Origin of the sequence: Algoriphagus sp. NF, assembly GCF_028823735.1 — a bacterium.
In the GTDB taxonomy this organism is placed as follows: Bacteria; Bacteroidota; Bacteroidia; order Cytophagales; family Cyclobacteriaceae; genus Algoriphagus; species Algoriphagus marincola.
In genome coordinates this window covers 1-14,530 of sequence record NZ_JAPEIB010000057.1, presented here as the reverse complement: position 1 = coordinate 14,530, position 14,530 = coordinate 1, and the positions used below count along the sequence as shown (strand labels likewise).

15 protein-coding genes and 1 CRISPR repeat array are annotated in these 14,530 nt (G+C 41.2%); of the genes, 9 read left to right on the top strand and 6 right to left on the bottom strand.

Annotated elements, in window-relative coordinates:
* Positions 1-123 precede the first annotated feature (123 nt).
* Positions 124-378 (top strand): helix-turn-helix domain-containing protein, encoded by a 255-nt coding sequence (locus OU792_RS17565; RefSeq protein WP_274670906.1) that lies wholly within the window; start codon positions 124-126, stop codon positions 376-378.
* Between the two features lie 35 nt (positions 379-413).
* Here the strand turns inward: OU792_RS17565 and OU792_RS17560 are convergent, their stop codons facing one another.
* Positions 414-1,706, bottom strand: a complete 1,293-nt coding sequence (locus tag OU792_RS17560) for a serine hydrolase domain-containing protein (protein WP_274670905.1) — start codon at positions 1,704-1,706, stop codon at positions 414-416.
* Positions 1,707-1,999: 293 nt separating this feature from the next.
* On the opposite strand from OU792_RS17560, the gene OU792_RS17555 reads away from it, so the two are divergent.
* A complete protein-coding gene (locus OU792_RS17555; RefSeq protein WP_274670904.1) occupies positions 2,000-2,617 on the top strand; it encodes an NADPH-dependent F420 reductase in 618 nt (205 codons plus the stop codon).
* A 140-nt stretch (positions 2,618-2,757) separates the two neighbouring features.
* Positions 2,758-3,432: an ROK family protein gene (locus OU792_RS17550; RefSeq protein WP_134201764.1), complete on the top strand. Its 675-nt coding sequence runs from the start codon at positions 2,758-2,760 to the stop codon at positions 3,430-3,432.
* Here OU792_RS17550 and rfbA read toward each other — a convergent pair whose 3' ends face one another.
* A complete protein-coding gene (gene rfbA / locus OU792_RS17545; protein ID WP_274670903.1) occupies positions 3,433-4,296 on the bottom strand; it encodes a glucose-1-phosphate thymidylyltransferase RfbA in 864 nt (287 codons plus the stop codon).
* Between the two features lie 264 nt (positions 4,297-4,560).
* Here rfbA and OU792_RS17540 point away from each other — a divergent pair, with 264 nt between their 5' ends.
* The 3 genes from OU792_RS17540 to OU792_RS17530 all read left to right on the top strand — a co-directional run bounded on the left by OU792_RS17540 (position 4,561) and on the right by OU792_RS17530 (position 6,370).
* Complete coding sequence (locus OU792_RS17540; protein ID WP_081701424.1) at positions 4,561-4,809, top strand: acyl carrier protein; 249 nt, start codon at positions 4,561-4,563, stop codon at positions 4,807-4,809.
* Positions 4,810-4,876: 67 nt separating this feature from the next.
* Entirely contained in the window at positions 4,877-5,545 is a 669-nt protein-coding gene (locus OU792_RS17535) for a CAP domain-containing protein (RefSeq protein ID WP_274670902.1), read from the top strand.
* A gap of 72 nt (positions 5,546-5,617) precedes the next feature.
* Complete coding sequence (locus OU792_RS17530; RefSeq protein WP_274670901.1) at positions 5,618-6,370, top strand: hypothetical protein; 753 nt, start codon at positions 5,618-5,620, stop codon at positions 6,368-6,370.
* Positions 6,371-6,422: 52 nt separating this feature from the next.
* On the opposite strand, the gene OU792_RS17525 is transcribed toward OU792_RS17530, so the two are convergent.
* On the bottom strand, positions 6,423-7,802 hold the full coding sequence (locus OU792_RS17525; protein ID WP_134201757.1) for an MATE family efflux transporter: 1,380 nt from the start codon (positions 7,800-7,802) through the stop codon (positions 6,423-6,425).
* Positions 7,803-7,985: 183 nt separating this feature from the next.
* Between OU792_RS17525 and mnmA the strand changes: the two genes are divergently transcribed.
* Genes mnmA through OU792_RS17510 form a run of 3 tightly spaced genes read left to right on the top strand, consistent with a single transcriptional unit; the run spans position 7,986 to position 11,438 of the window.
* A complete protein-coding gene (gene mnmA, locus OU792_RS17520; RefSeq protein ID WP_274670900.1) occupies positions 7,986-9,200 on the top strand; it encodes a tRNA 2-thiouridine(34) synthase MnmA in 1,215 nt (404 codons plus the stop codon).
* Positions 9,201-9,211: 11 nt separating this feature from the next.
* Positions 9,212-9,928, top strand: coding sequence for a pseudouridine synthase (locus OU792_RS17515; protein ID WP_026946474.1), 717 nt, complete (start codon positions 9,212-9,214; stop codon positions 9,926-9,928).
* 46 nt (positions 9,929-9,974) lie between these two features.
* Positions 9,975-11,438, top strand: a complete 1,464-nt coding sequence (locus tag OU792_RS17510) for a M28 family peptidase (protein WP_274670899.1) — start codon at positions 9,975-9,977, stop codon at positions 11,436-11,438.
* A 139-nt stretch (positions 11,439-11,577) separates the two neighbouring features.
* On the opposite strand, the gene OU792_RS17505 is transcribed toward OU792_RS17510, so the two are convergent.
* The 3 genes from OU792_RS17505 to cas1 all read right to left on the bottom strand — a co-directional run.
* Positions 11,578-11,787: a hypothetical protein gene (locus tag OU792_RS17505; RefSeq protein WP_274670898.1), complete on the bottom strand. Its 210-nt coding sequence runs from the start codon at positions 11,785-11,787 to the stop codon at positions 11,578-11,580.
* Between the two features lie 458 nt (positions 11,788-12,245).
* Positions 12,246-13,201: a CRISPR direct-repeat array (repeat unit 46 nt; unit sequence GTTGTGAATTGCTTTCAAATTGGTACTTTCCTGTAGGAATCACAGC).
* A gap of 126 nt (positions 13,202-13,327) precedes the next feature.
* Positions 13,328-13,675, bottom strand: coding sequence for a CRISPR-associated endonuclease Cas2 (gene cas2, locus OU792_RS17500; protein ID WP_274670897.1), 348 nt, complete (start codon positions 13,673-13,675; stop codon positions 13,328-13,330).
* On the bottom strand, positions 13,668-14,530 hold an 863-nt coding region (cas1, locus tag OU792_RS17495; protein ID WP_274670896.1), incomplete at its 5' end, for a type II CRISPR-associated endonuclease Cas1. The genes cas1 and cas2, both read right to left, overlap by 8 nt.

Sequence of the window (14,530 nt, the reverse complement as noted above, 5' to 3'; positions counted from 1 at the left end):
TTTCCATCGAGTCAAAGAAGGCGAACTTCTATTGACGGTTAAGGCCTTAGAAACCAATGGAGTGATTAAACGGATTTTTGTGAAGGTGCAATTGCCTTAAATTAAAAAATTAAGGAAATAATTATGAGCGAAATTTTCGATTCTATTCAAGTACGCGACGAAGTGAAGCGTTATGTAGATCACTCGCTTGACATTGTCAATCGGATCCACGAACTACTGGAAAATCAGGGTAAAACCCAGCGGGATCTTGCAAACCTAATGGGAAAGAAAGAATCTGAAATCATTAAATGGATGCAAGGAACGCATAATTTCACCTTGGATACGATAGCTAAAATTGAATCCGTGCTTGGAGAAAAGTTAATATTCGTGTCAAAATAGAATTAACTAAACCCCTCCCCAATATTTTTATCACATTACTTCCCCGCCCGATAAAACACATCCTGCAAGGCTTCTCGAATTCCCAAGCTGTACAATTTCCGATGATCTCTCGTGGGATAAACCCGATTGGAGAGAAAAATAAAGGTAAGTTTATGGACCGGGTCAGCCCAGACAAAGGTGCCTGTAAAGCCGGAGTGACCAAAACTTTCAGGACTAACCAAAGAAGATGGATAAGCATTTTCAAGAGAAAGCGATGCATTGTCTAGCAGCGGCTTATCAAAGCCCAGACCGCGGCGGTTATCATTCTCTGGAAATTGTACCTCCGTAAACTCCCGAACGGTTTCTGCGGAAATGAGCTGCTGTCCATCTACCCTTCCATAATTTTGATAAAAGAGCATGAGTTTAGCCAAATCATCAGCCGTCCCAAATAAGCCCGCATTACCGGAAACTCCGCCTTTTAAGGCCGCATTTTCATCGTGAACCCAGCCTTTTACTACCGATTTTCGGAAGAGGGAATCTATCTCCGTAGGAACAATGGCATTCGTAAATCCCTTTACCTTTGGCAAATATGCTAGCGTTTCACAGCCTAAGGGTTGATAGAAATTTTCTTCCAAATAGCGCTCATAGTCCATTCCCGTCAGCTGCTCAATCAGACTTGGAAAAATCAAAAAACTCAGTCCCGAATACAAGTATTTCTTATCCGCTGACACATCCGATCGGTTGATGATTCGGTTCATTTTCCACTCAAAACGATCATTGATATAAAGCCGATCATAAACTGCGCCTGAAAAGCGATCCCTGGGAAAATCCCGTACAAATCTCCTTTTTACCATCCCGTTTTTTTTGATCACCTTTTGCAAGAATACGATATAAGGCACCAAACCAGCCTGATGAGCCAAAATCTCCCGCAATGTCAAATCCCTTTTGTCTTTTCGCTTTTGCCAGGGCTCCCAATAGGTACTGAATGGTTTGTCCAAATCAAGCTTTCCTTCATCCACCAGCTTCATCAAAGCAGGCAATGGACCCGAAATTTTTGTTACAGATGCCAAATCATAAAGATCATTCAATTTGACAGGTTGGATTTGATCATAGGTGTGATATCCGTAGGCCTGGTGAAAAATTACGGTGTCGTTTTTTGCTACCAAAACTTGAGCTCCGGGAAAGGCTAAACTATCGATCCCCATTTGCATGATGGAGTCTACTTTTTGCTTGATAAAAGCTCCATCCATTCCTAATTGAGACGGGAGAGCATGGATTAAATCATTTTGTGCGAATCCCAGCTGGACCAGGAGACAAATTGAGCAAAAGACAGACAAGATTTTCTTCATTCTAAAGGGTTTTTTCAAAAGTATAGAAAAAATTCTGGCTAACTAAAGCAAGGTTTTTTTGGCCTGAACTTCAACACTTTAGCAATTCTAAAAAAAATTATACTTCGGGTTAGAAATTCACCCCATGCTTTTTGCTTTTGATATTCATAAAAGTGAATAATATATTGTAAATCAATTTTTTTCAAAATATTATTTTATTTTTCGATCGAACTATGCTAATTTTCAGCAGTTTATATGATTACTAGGAGCAAAATCTCCTTTCACCCTTTTATCAATCATAAACTTATCACCTTATGAAAATTGGAATATTGGGGGGTACATCCCTTTCAAAAACCCTTGGGAAAAAATTTATCGAGGCAGGTCTTGATGTAGTTTTTGGCGTTCGTCCGGACTTTGATACCCAAGAGCCTGAATGGAAAATGCTTAATCGACTCCATCATCGTATCTGTCCTTACGAATCTGCCATTATTCAGTCTGAATTTGTTCTAATCTGCGCAGATACAGGTTACCTTCCTGAAATCTGGATGTCACTCAAAAACACAGATACTCAGGATAAACTAATCATCGACTGTACCAATACGGTTTATGATGATCGGATCAAAAATTCACATATCAGACTATTGAAGAAGGCTGCTCCCAAAGCTCACCTATTCAAGGCATTCAACAACCTAGGAATTGACTATCCAATGTCCGATAACTTGGGTGTGATCAAAGAAACCTATTATTGTGGGGAAGATGTGCCTGAGAAAATCCGTGTAAAAAGGCTAATCGAATTCATTGGATTCAAAGCGATCGATGCCGGTAAGTTTGAAAATGCAGCACTCTTGGAAGCCTTTTATCACCTAGAAAGAGAAATCGCTGTAAACAAAAGCCAAAACAGTCAATATCACTTCAAATTGATATCAGCCTAAATGGGCATTCGCCCGTTTAGGTTATCATTTTAACCAAAATCGACTTGGTCTTATCGTCTTTTCCCTGATTTTTCATAGTTTCGGGCTATACAATCTATAATCTAAACTTAGCCATTCCAAAGGGAAAGGAAGTTCAAGAAATGAAGAAACCAAAAAAGAAAATTCTGGTAATCGACATCGGAGGTTCCAATGTCAAAATCTTGGCCACAGGCCAAAAAGACCGTATCAAAATCCCATCTGGAGCTGATTTTTCGCCAGAGCAACTAGTACCACTTGTAAGAGAGCATGCTGCCAATTGGGAATATGATCACATTACCATGGGTTTTCCCGGAGTGGTTAAGCATAATCAAATCATCAGTGACCCTGTAAATATGGGTTCCGGATGGACTGAGTTTGACTTTCATTCAGCCTTCGATTTACCTATCAAAATACTGAATGATGCAGCTATGCAGGCATTGGGTAGCTATGAAGGCAAAAAGCTTTTGTTTCTAGGTCTGGGAACGGGATTGGGTACTGCCATGGTCATGAATGGCACCATTATCCCTATTGAAGGGGGGCACCTGCCTTACAAAAAATCCACCTTTGAGAATTATGTAGGAAAAGCATATCTCTTTAAAAGCGGTCAAAAGCGTTGGGAAAAGCACGTTAGAAATACAGTTTCTATTCTATCTGATGCTTTGCAGCCTGATGATATCGTTTTAGGAGGAGGAAATTCCAAGCTGCTGACAGAAGTACCTGAAGGATGCCGTCTTGGAACCAATCAAAACGCTTTTTTGGGCGGATTTAGAATGTGGGAAGAAGATTTCTGGATTTGATCAATTCTTGATCAGACGCTTGAGATAAGTGCCATATCCACTTTTTCCGAGTTTTTCAGCTGCTTGAAGGAGCTGTTCTTTTCCAATAAATCCACTTCGAAAAGCTATCTCTTCGATACAGCCGATCTTCAGTCCTTGCCTTTCTTCGATCACCTCTACAAACTGGGCCGCCTGGAGCAGAGACTGATGTGTTCCGGTATCTAGCCAGGCTGTTCCTCGATTGAGTATTGCCACCTGCAACTCATCCATTTTCAGATACTCGTTATTCACATCAGTGATTTCAAGCTCCCCTCTTGGACTAGGCTTGATGTTATTGGCAATATCCACCACCCGATTGTCATAAAAATAGAGTCCGGGAACGGCAAAACTTGATTTTGGATTTTTTGGCTTTTCCTCAATGCTGATGGCTTTCTGTTCCTCATTAAACTCCACCACACCATATCGCTCCGGATCAGTCACATGATAGGCAAAAACAACTCCCCCGGTAGGATTGGTGTTTTCTTGCAAAGTCTTGGCTAGTCCCGAACCATAGAAGATATTATCCCCAAGAATCAAGGCAACCTTATCATCTCCGATAAATTCTTCTCCGATGATAAAAGCCTGCGCCAATCCATCCGGTGATGGTTGCACAGCATATTCAAACTGACAGCCGACCTGAGAACCATCACCCAACAACTTTTGAAATGATTCAGAATCCTCAGGAGTAGTAATAATCAAAATCTCCCGAATCCCAGCCATCATCAAAACGGACAATGGATAGTAGATCATGGGTTTATCATAGACGGGCATCAGCTGCTTGCTGACTGCAATGGTAAGTGGATAAAGTCTAGTACCGGAGCCTCCGGCCAAAATGATGCCTTTCATACAGAGAAGTAAATGTATACTGTTGAATAAAAAACCAAAATTAATGGAAATGCCTATTTAAAGAAATAATTATATACGTTAGGTGCGCAAAAACACAAAACAAGTTGAGCAGTTTTTCATGCCAAGTAAAAGTGTCATTTTTTGACTTTTTTCAAAAAATACCAAGACATGGAATTTTAACACCTTTTAAAACCTTTTCAGTTATGATTTGCGTAATTCTCTAAAACTAAAACCACAAATACGCAATCATAAAATTGAAACGACATGAACCAACAATTTACTTTACTAAAAAAGGCTGCAGAAGTATTCCACTCCTATGGAATCATGCTAAATGGTGCTCGAAAAAACGATCACTTTATCCAAAACTTGAATATGGACCCAGTTTTCGTAAACGGTCTGATTTTCGAGTTGGAGTTCCAATTGAAAGTTTACCTGCAGGAAGAAATGCTCCAAAGAGCTTGTACTCCAAAAGAATTGATTGCGCTTTTTCTAGAAATGCCTCAAAGCAATTAATTTCTGTTCATCCATACTAAATAGGTCTATTCCAGCGTAAAAATTTCAGTACGATTGAAATTGGACAATGTGTAGACCTATTCTTGTATTCCTCCTATTGTGTATTCATCTAGAAGTAAAAGCTCAAAATTGGTCCTTGGCTGATTATGAGGATTTTACTTGGGATTCATTTTATAGATATGAGCCAGCCTACCAGGTTTTGGATCCTTCAGATATTGATTATCCGCTACTCCATGCGGCGATTTTTTATGTAAGCAATGAATATCGGACCAAACAAGGTCTACCTGCTTTTCGGTATTCCTACAAAATAGAGAAACTTGCAGCCGATCATGCTGGAGACATGGTCAAGCATAATTTTTACGGACATCAAAGCAAAATCAGAAACAAGCGGAAACTCAGGGATCGTTTTCAAATTGTAGGATTAAATCCACCACTGATAGCTGAAAATATCAGTGCAACCGCAGGGATAGATTATGAATATGGAAAAAGAATTTATCCTCCTACCAGCCCCGGAGAGTTTATTTATCAAGGCAAAGAGCCTGAACCGGTCCCCTACCATAGCTATATTTCCTATGCACGTGAGATAGTACAACTTTGGATTGACTCCCCTGGCCATCGAGCCAACCTAGTCAATCCAGGCTTAAATCAGATGGCAGCAGGATGTGCCATTTATCCGGAAAAGAGTTTTTACAACATGCCCTATTTTATTAATGTGCAATGCTTTAGCAATGAATAAATAGGTAAAATGCCGTATTGAGTCCTAGTCAGCAAACCATGAGCTTTGGAGAAACAAAAAACTTTCAATGCCATGAAAATTTCAAACTTTTATCGAGTTCTATCTTTTGTCATTCTGCTAGGAATTTCTGCTTCATGCGATTCAGATTCGGAGGATCCGCAACAAACCACACAGACCAATCCTTTACCGAGTCCGGGGGATGCAGATGGCGTACTAGCTGCTATTAAAGCAAAATCAAACCTTCCCGAAGGTACGCCTACCGTGCCCGGAATGCCTGATATTTTGATTGATGTGGCCAATGCCAACTTCTATTCTTCTGGCATCAACAGTAGTCTGGTCAATGCCGGAGATGTCAGTATCAATGCTTTTGCTATGCAAAATGTCAATGGAACTTATGTCAACAATTTCACAGATATCACCCTTGGAATCAACGAGGGGCAAGCTAATGATTGGGTTGTCTCTGGAGGAAATGGATTCGATGGGTTTTCTCATACCACCAGTAAGGCAATGCCAGGAGTAGTCAGATTTCAAACGAGCGTAAGCGATCAAATCGCCTTGGGTGGTGACGTCACACTAAGCATTCAAAATGTACCTTCCAACGTTGATAATATTCTTTGGGTAATTTCTGATGGGCGTGAAGTGGTCACTAAAGAAGCTAGGTCTACAAGCATGACTTTCTCAGCCTCAGAAATCAGTGGACTTCGAGCTACTTCTCAGGGAATTGTCCAAGTAGCTGCTTACAATAGCGAAAGCCAAACCTTTGGCGGTAAGAAAATATACTTCATCAACGAAACGGTAGATAGTAAGTTTGTTTCACTGAATTAGACTCTAACTTATTTTAATTGTCAGCAAGCTGATCATCGGCTTGCTGATTTTTTTATACAGCTATTCGCTTCCAATTACCTTTCTTGAAAAATACATAAGCTACCACAGCATGAAGTGAATGTGCGATGGCTATGGCTATAAAAATCCCAAGATATTTTAAGTCAAAGGTAAAAGCCAAGACCCAAGCAAGCGGAATTTCAAATGCCAATAATACAGCTACATTGATCCAGGCGGGAGTTTTGGTATCTCCCGCTCCATTGAAGGCTTGAGTTAAAACCATCCCTATCGCAAAAAACACATAACCCAAGGCAATCACCCAAAGACCTTGAGCTGCAATATCCTTTACTTCCTGATTATCGGTAAAGATTCCCGCCAATTCATCTGAATAGAAAAGATAAATCCCTGTGACAGATGCCATAAAAATCATGCAGTATTTGGCAGTGAGCCATACAGATTCTTCAGCTCTTCCTACTTCCTTTGCACCCAGATTCTGTCCAACCAAAGTGGCAGCAGCACCGGATATACCCCAAGCCGGTAAGATGGTAAAAATCAATACCCTCATGGCAATCGTATAGCCGGCAAGTGCAGTGGATCCAAACTCTGCATTCATTCGAGTCAAAGCAACCCAAGATACAGAGTCAATTAAGAATTGGCCCATACCTCCAAGGGCGATATCCATGATCTTACGGATCGTCTTCCACTTGACAATCAGATTAGCAGCGGTGATCTGCAATCGGTGTTTTCCATTAAAAAGATGGTAGAGTTGATACAAAACCCCGGTTCCACGGCCTATCGTCGTGGCCCAAGCAGCTCCTTCCAGCCCGAATCCATCAAAACTTCCCAATCCAAAAATCAACAAAGGATCCAGAATGATATTAAAGCCATTGGCAATCCAAAGTGATCGCATCGCATGATGAGCCTGGCCCGCTCCTCGGAAAGCACCATTGATCAAAAAGAGCAGTAGAATGGCTGCATTCCCTGCAAAAATAATCTGGGTAAATCTTGAACCCGTAACAATCACTTCTTCCTCAGCTCCCATGAGCAAGAGGATGTCAGAAGCGAAGAATATCCCCAAAACACTGAAAATAAGTGATATTGCTCCTCCTACCAATAGCAATTGGAATGCTAAAGATCCTGCTTGATGATAGTCCTTTTCTCCAAACCTTCTAGAAATCAAAGCTGTTGCTGCCATACTTATCCCGAATCCAACCGCATAAACAAGCACGATTACAGACTCAGTCAAACCCACTGTAGCAATGGCCTTTTCTCCCAATTTGGCTACAAAGAAGATATCCACTACCGCAAATAGAGATTCCATCATCATCTCCAAAATCATCGGTACCGCCAACACAAAAATTGCAGTCTTCAGAGAAAGCTTGGTAAAATCCTGCTCCTTACCTGCGATGGCATCTTTTAATAGTTGGAAGTTCATGGTCTCAATCCAAAAAAGGTCTGACAAAATTAGAGATTCTTGGACCTAAAGCGCACAATGAGAAAAATATCTTTTGAATGGTGAAGCCATTCATTTTACCGAACTTTGGCAAAAATTGAACCCCATGTAAAAAATGGGGGTTTACAAGTGAAATTCAATGGACCTTTAATCCATCTCTGAATCATGACAAATAGAAAAACAAGAGTTGTAGTCGGGCTATCCGGTGGTGTGGATAGTTCTGTAGCCGCCCATCTTTTATTGGAACAAGGCTACGAAGTCATCGGCATGTTTATGAAAAACTGGCACGATGAATCTGTCACCATCTCCAATGAATGTCCCTGGATGGAGGATTCTACCGACGCCATGTTGGTGGCCGAGAAACTCGGAATTCCTTTTCAAGCCATCGATCTCAGCGAGGAATACCGCGAACGCATCGTTGATTACATGTTTGCTGAATATGAAGCTGGCAGAACACCCAATCCGGATATTCTTTGTAACCGAGAAATCAAGTTTGATATCTTCCTAAAAGCAGCCCAAAAGCTAAAAGCTGATTTTGTAGCTACAGGCCACTATTGCCAAAAAGGTGAAATAGAAGTTGATGGAAAAGCCGTTTACCAACTCCTCGCCGGAGCTGATCCCAATAAAGACCAAAGCTATTTCTTATGTCAATTGACCCAAAGTCAATTATCAAAAGCACTATTTCCCATCGGCCATCTGCAAAAGTCTGAGGTGAGAGCCATTGCCAAAAAACTAGACTTGATTACGGCAGAAAAGAAAGATTCTCAGGGACTTTGCTTTATCGGAAAAGTGAGACTTCCTGATTTTCTACAGCAGCAATTAAAGCCGAAAACAGGCCCCATCATAGAGATTCCTTCAGATTTGGGCAAACTTAAAAAATACCAAGTTCCTGCCAATCTGGACCCGAAAGATTACGATGAAGAAACATTAAGGGATCTAGCCTTTCCCCTAACCTATCAAGTAGATGAAGGAAAAAAAGTCGGCGAACATCGAGGTGCCCATTATTTTACTGTCGGTCAGCGAAAAGGATTGAACGTAGGCGGAACGGGCAAGCCTTTGTTTGTTATCGCTACGGATACCAAAGAAAATGTCATCTATGTAGGACTTGGAGAAGATCATCCAGGTCTCTTAAGGCATGCTCTTTTTGTAGAAAATGATCAAATTCATTGGATTCGAGAGGATTTGAAGCTTCAGCCTGGAGAAACCGCCCGATATGAAGCAAGAATCCGATATCGACAAGCCCTTTCCGGAGCCACTCTTTTGCAGCGCGAAAATGGTCTGTACATCATCTTTGATCAAGCCCAAAAAGGAATCGCCTCCGGCCAATTCGTAGCATGGTATCAAGGTGAAGAGTGCATTGGTTCAGGTACCATCTATTGAACCCGAATCGAATGTTGGAGATTATCTACGAAGACGCTGGACTGATTGCTATAAATAAGCCGGCAGGCCTTTTGGTTCACCGAACGAAACTAGCGGCAGAAGAGCAGCATGAGCTTGCCATTCAAATGCTTCGGGATCAAGTTGGAGTCCATGTCCATCCTGTTCACCGATTGGACAGGGCTACTTCAGGGGTTTTACTTTTCACTAAGAATCGAGACTTGATTCCCCTTGTAGAAAAGGAATTCGCTGAGCGAAGGGTGAAAAAAACTTACTTGGCGCTAGTTCGGGGTGTACCGAGAGAAGCTCAAGGTACTTTTGATCGTCCGTTAGAAAGTGAGCGAAGTAAAAAACTTCAGGAGGCAATTACCCGCTTTAAAGTCCTTTTCTCAGCAGAAATTCCTTTTGATACCACAGGTCGATACCCAAGCAGTCGCTATGCTTTACTGGAGCTTTCTCCTGAAACTGGCCGAACACATCAGATTAGAAGGCATTTAGCACAAGCCAGACATTACATCATCGGAGATAAGAAACACGGAGACAATAAACAGAATAAGTTTTTTGAAGCTCAATTCAAGCTCCATAAAATGCTGCTTCATGCCCATACTTTGGAGTTCACCCACCCGATTGAAAATAAGCTCATCCGAATTCAGGCAGCACTACCTGTACACTTTCGGGCAATTTTAGTGGATCTGGGGATTAAAGCGGAAGAAGTTTTGAATTTGAGTTAATCCCTATTTCTATTTCTCGTATTTTAAGGCAATTAAACCCAATCAGATGAATAAAAAGATTTTAAGCTTGGCACTGCTAGTCTCACTTTCAGGCCTTGCTACTGCGCAGCAAGAAACAATCGAAAAGCGATTTAAAGAAAAAGAAGCAATTGGTCATTTTACCTATTTAGCCTCAGATGAATTGATGGGAAGAGATCCCGCCCGTCCTGAGATGGCTTTAGCTTACAATTACATTGCAAAATTTCTAAAAAAGTACAAAGCTCAGCCAATCCCGGGAGCGGATGGCTATTTCCAAAATATCCCTTTCAATCTTTCCGCTCCGCCAAAAACCGGAGAATTGATGATAGGGAACACCAAATATTCACAAGGCGAAGAACTCCTAGTCTTAGATGGAGAGGCGGCTACGGGTGACTATGAAGTAGTGGATTTGGGATTTGGTACGGAAGAGGACTTTGCTGGCAAAGATGTCAAAGGTAAGGTAGTCATTACCAACGTGGGCGCACCAGATCAGATGAGCCCTGCTGCCCTTTTTGCCCTTGGAAGATCAAAGACGGCAAGAGCGCAAAAAGCCGGAGCAGTAGCCTTGGTAGAGCGATTCAATATTCCTTCCGTTCCGTGGCAATTGGTTGCCAACTTTCTAAACCGACCTACGCTTGGAATCGATCAGGGTGAGAGCTCCAGCCTACCCTATCTTTGGGTGAAGGATACAGAAAATTCCCTCAGCGAAGGAAAAGTAAAAAACATTCAACTGAATGTGGCAGGTAAAAACAATACCAAAATTGAGGGAAAAAATGTGGTGGCTTGGATCGAGGGAACTGACCCTGAGCTGAAAGACGAGTATCTATTGCTATCAGCTCACTATGATCATGTGGGAGTGGGTACACCTGATGCGGAAGGAGACTCCATTTACAATGGTGCAAGAGACAATGCTGTCGGAACGGTAGCCGTGATGAATGCAGCAAAATACTTTGCAAAAAATCCACCGAAACGATCCATTATCCTAGCACTTTGGACCGCAGAAGAAAAAGGGCTTTTGGGTTCGGCCTATTTCGCTGAAAACCCATTGATTCCTCTAGATAAGATCATCTATAATCTGAATATTGACAATGGTGGCTACAATGATACCGAGATAATTACCGTCATTGGTTTGGGAAGGACTAGCAGTGATCCACTGATTAGTCAGGCAGCATCAGAGTTTGGACTGGAAGCAATCGCAGACCCTTCTCCTGAGCAAGGACTTTATGATCGCTCTGATAATGTGAATTTTGCTAGAAAGGGAATTCCTGCACCTACCTTCTCTTTGGGTTTTAGAGCCTTTGATGATGAGATCAGCAAATACTACCACAAGCCAGGTGATCATGTGGACAACTTTGATTTGGACTATGCGGTGAAATATTGGAAATCCTATATCCGAGCTGCTGAACTTATCGCTAATGATGCTGCAAAGCCAAAATGGGTTGCCGGTGACAAGTACGAGCAGGCAAGCAAAGAGCTTTACGGAGATCGATAATTGATTGACTCTTAAAAATTCAAACCCGGGGACGATTCAAGTTTCCGGGTTTTTTGTTTTTTAATAGATTCTAAAAGGAAAAATTGGTACTCTCCTGTAGGAACCACAGCCAGCTGTGAAAAACTAAATTTTTTATTTCCTATACCATTTTGTCATTTTTCAGCTCAAAAACGCCCTGATTCTCATCAAGTTCAAACACGATATCATTTTCTTGGTCAGGCAAAGGCTCTTTGTGCTTATTTTCTCCAGATATTATTTCGTCTGGTATTCCATCTGGAAAGGCATCGCAACCGCCTTCAAACCTTCTGAAATGTTTACACTTAAAACAAACTAAATCCACTGCTTCCATATGCATATTTTTTAAGGTGTTTTTAGTTATTTACTCAATACTTTCCGAATACTTATTTGAATCTATATATTAAAATTCCCTAAAAAAATACTGCTGAACTCTTCTAAGTCTTATTTTTTACCAATTCTATTAAGTTATATTATATATTTTTTTCCCAAAATCTTTTAACCAAAGGATGCTTGCTTACAGTTGCTGTAATTATGAATTGCTTTCAAATCGACCAGAGGGAGATTCATGAGCTCCTTTGAATTCAAACAATCAGCGAAAAAATTGGTACTTTCCTGTAGGAATCACAGCTCCATCCAAAGACCCCAGGTTCCCAGACATGTTGTGAATTGCTTTCAAATCGACCAGAGGGAGATTCATGAGCACCTTTGAAAACAAACAATTAGCGAACTAAATTGGTACTTTCCTGTAGGAATCACAGCTCCACCATTAGCCAAGAAAGTATCCATTGTGTTGTGAATTGCTTTCAAATTGGTACTTTCCTGTAGGAATCACAGCAAGAAAACACAAATAGCTAGGAAGCCATTGGTTGTGAATTGCTTTCAAATTGGTACTTTCCTGTAGGAATCACAGCCCGAGTCAGGCAGGCTCAATAACCTAGAGAGTTGTGAATTGCTTTCAAATTGGTACTTTCCTGTAGGAATCACAGCTCTTGAATTTTTAGGAAAATGACATGATTAGTTGTGAATTGCTTTCAAATTGGTACTTTCCTGTAGGAATCACAGCAATCCTTGGCAAACCGTTCCATAACGGTTTGTTGTGAATTGCTTTCAAATTGGTACTTTCCTGTAGGAATCACAGCAGTATAGTATTTAATCAAAACTCGAGTTCTGTTGTGAATTGCTTTCAAATTGGTACTTTCCTGTAGGAATCACAGCCTCCGCGCTGGTAGCTATGTCCGGGGATATGTTGTGAATTGCTTTCAAATTGGTACTTTCCTGTAGGAATCACAGCTCCCTTTTCGAAGACGTGCCGAACTGAATCGTTGTGAATTGCTTTCAAATTGGTACTTTCCTGTAGGAATCACAGCTATTCAGTTTTGCATTTGAATCAATTTTTCGTTGTGAATTGCTTTCAAATTGGTACTTTCCTGTAGGAATCACAGCTTTGTTTCGTAATTCAGAATAGAAAGCCTGTTGTGAATTGCTTTCAAATTGGTACTTTCCTGTAGGAATCACAGCTAAAAAGCAGTTTGTAACCCAAGTATTGTGTTGTGAATTGCTTTCAAATTGGTACTTTCCTGTAGGAATCACAGCTTTTGCATAGGTGCTGTTATAGGCAGCTTTGTTGTGAATTGCTTTCAAATTGGTACTTTCCTGTAGGAATCACAGCCCTGAGCTACCCACATGCAGGTGAAGTTTCGTTGTGAATTGCTTTCAAATTGGTACTTTCCTGTAGGAATCACAGCATACCCCACGCTAAGTGGCTGGTATGCTGTTTTTTATGTCCTATTTTAGAAATTCAAAAAATGGGTGATTACTATAGCTGAGGATTTATGCTAAATTGATTTTCTTTCCAAACTTACCTTTTCCTCCTAAAATAATTCCAATTGCTGTGGCGGAGCTTCCTTTTCTTTTGGTTTGGTCCCGTAAAAGACTTCCATCATTCCAAACTGCTTATCAGTTATCGACATAATGCCTACTTTTCCTTTGGGAGGCAGGTTTATTTTGGTTCGCCGGATATGGACTTCTGCATTTTCCCTACTAGCGCAGAAGCGCATGTATATCGAAAACTGAAACATCGCAAAACCATCATCCAAAAGTTGTTTCCGGAATTTCGCCGCAATCTTCCGGTCCTTTCGGGTCTCGGTAGGCAGGTCAAAAAATACTAAAACCCACAAGCTACGGTACTGATTAAGTCTGGAATAATACCTTTCATCCATATTCTGGATAAATGATTTTACGACTATTCCCTGCAAAACAATCAAATAGCGATGAGGTCGTACGAGAGGCCGCTACCATTAGGGGACTTTTTTGTCCATCTATGACTACATCTAGGGCTGGAATACTTAAAAGCTCGGTTTTGAGTTCCGTATTTAGCACCTCAAAGGAGTCATAATTCTCTACAATATGGGAAACCACCAAATCCACAAAAGGTCGATAAGGCTCCATGATGTCGTCTGCCAGGCAGTAGGCATTGTATTTATTTCGATGCCAAATTCCCAAACCAGGAAGCAAGCCTGAGGAGACCAAAGCCCTGGCAATGACCGCTCGCAAAATGGCGTAACCATAATTCAATAAATTATTAGGCGGTATTCCCATTTGTCCCCGGTTGAAATCAGGAATATGAAATAAATTTTGCCAGTAGATTGCAGCTGCCTGTGCTTCATTGTTGCCCGAATCTCCCGAGGTAACATTTCTATACAGATACTCCAGTCTTTTGCAGGCTTTCCCTTTTTCTTTTAGCAAGGAATATTGATTTTTGATTTTTGCAGAAACCGTTTGTTGCCAAAGGTTCTTTTTCAGTGGTTTGGAAGCTTCCAATTGATAGCGTACCCGTTCCGTTTGCTCTGAATGCCCATGCATGGGTAAGAGTAGCCCATCAGGAAGATGCTGTGCATTGCAAGAAACCACTGCCACTTTTCTGGCAGTTAGCTTGGCCAAGAGTCCACTGGTAATAGTAAGCTGTTGGTTTTCCAAGACAATCATCCCAATATCTTCAATCGGGATGGTACGATCCTGTTTTTCCTGGTCTGGAAAACTCACGATCAACTGCTCATTTTGAGTTCGGAGATAAG

Excerpts from the sequence above, each read along its gene's own strand:
- OU792_RS17565 (WP_274670906.1), top strand. The coding sequence starts at position 124 with ATGAGCGAAATTTTCGATTCTATTCAAGTACGCGACGAAGTGAAGCGT.
- OU792_RS17560 (WP_274670905.1), bottom strand. The coding sequence starts at position 1,706 with ATGAAGAAAATCTTGTCTGTCTTTTGCTCAATTTGTCTCCTGGTCCAG.
- OU792_RS17555 (WP_274670904.1), top strand. The coding sequence starts at position 2,000 with ATGAAAATTGGAATATTGGGGGGTACATCCCTTTCAAAAACCCTTGGG.
- OU792_RS17550 (WP_134201764.1), top strand. The coding sequence starts at position 2,758 with ATGAAGAAACCAAAAAAGAAAATTCTGGTAATCGACATCGGAGGTTCC.
- rfbA (WP_274670903.1), bottom strand. The coding sequence starts at position 4,296 with ATGAAAGGCATCATTTTGGCCGGAGGCTCCGGTACTAGACTTTATCCA.
- OU792_RS17540 (WP_081701424.1), top strand. The coding sequence starts at position 4,561 with ATGAACCAACAATTTACTTTACTAAAAAAGGCTGCAGAAGTATTCCAC.
- OU792_RS17535 (WP_274670902.1), top strand. The coding sequence starts at position 4,877 with ATGTGTAGACCTATTCTTGTATTCCTCCTATTGTGTATTCATCTAGAA.
- OU792_RS17530 (WP_274670901.1), top strand. The coding sequence starts at position 5,618 with ATGAAAATTTCAAACTTTTATCGAGTTCTATCTTTTGTCATTCTGCTA.
- OU792_RS17525 (WP_134201757.1), bottom strand. The coding sequence starts at position 7,802 with ATGAACTTCCAACTATTAAAAGATGCCATCGCAGGTAAGGAGCAGGAT.
- mnmA (WP_274670900.1), top strand. The coding sequence starts at position 7,986 with ATGACAAATAGAAAAACAAGAGTTGTAGTCGGGCTATCCGGTGGTGTG.
- OU792_RS17515 (WP_026946474.1), top strand. The coding sequence starts at position 9,212 with ATGTTGGAGATTATCTACGAAGACGCTGGACTGATTGCTATAAATAAG.
- OU792_RS17510 (WP_274670899.1), top strand. The coding sequence starts at position 9,975 with ATGAATAAAAAGATTTTAAGCTTGGCACTGCTAGTCTCACTTTCAGGC.
- OU792_RS17505 (WP_274670898.1), bottom strand. The coding sequence starts at position 11,787 with ATGGAAGCAGTGGATTTAGTTTGTTTTAAGTGTAAACATTTCAGAAGG.
- cas2 (WP_274670897.1), bottom strand. The coding sequence starts at position 13,675 with ATGGATGAAAGGTATTATTCCAGACTTAATCAGTACCGTAGCTTGTGG.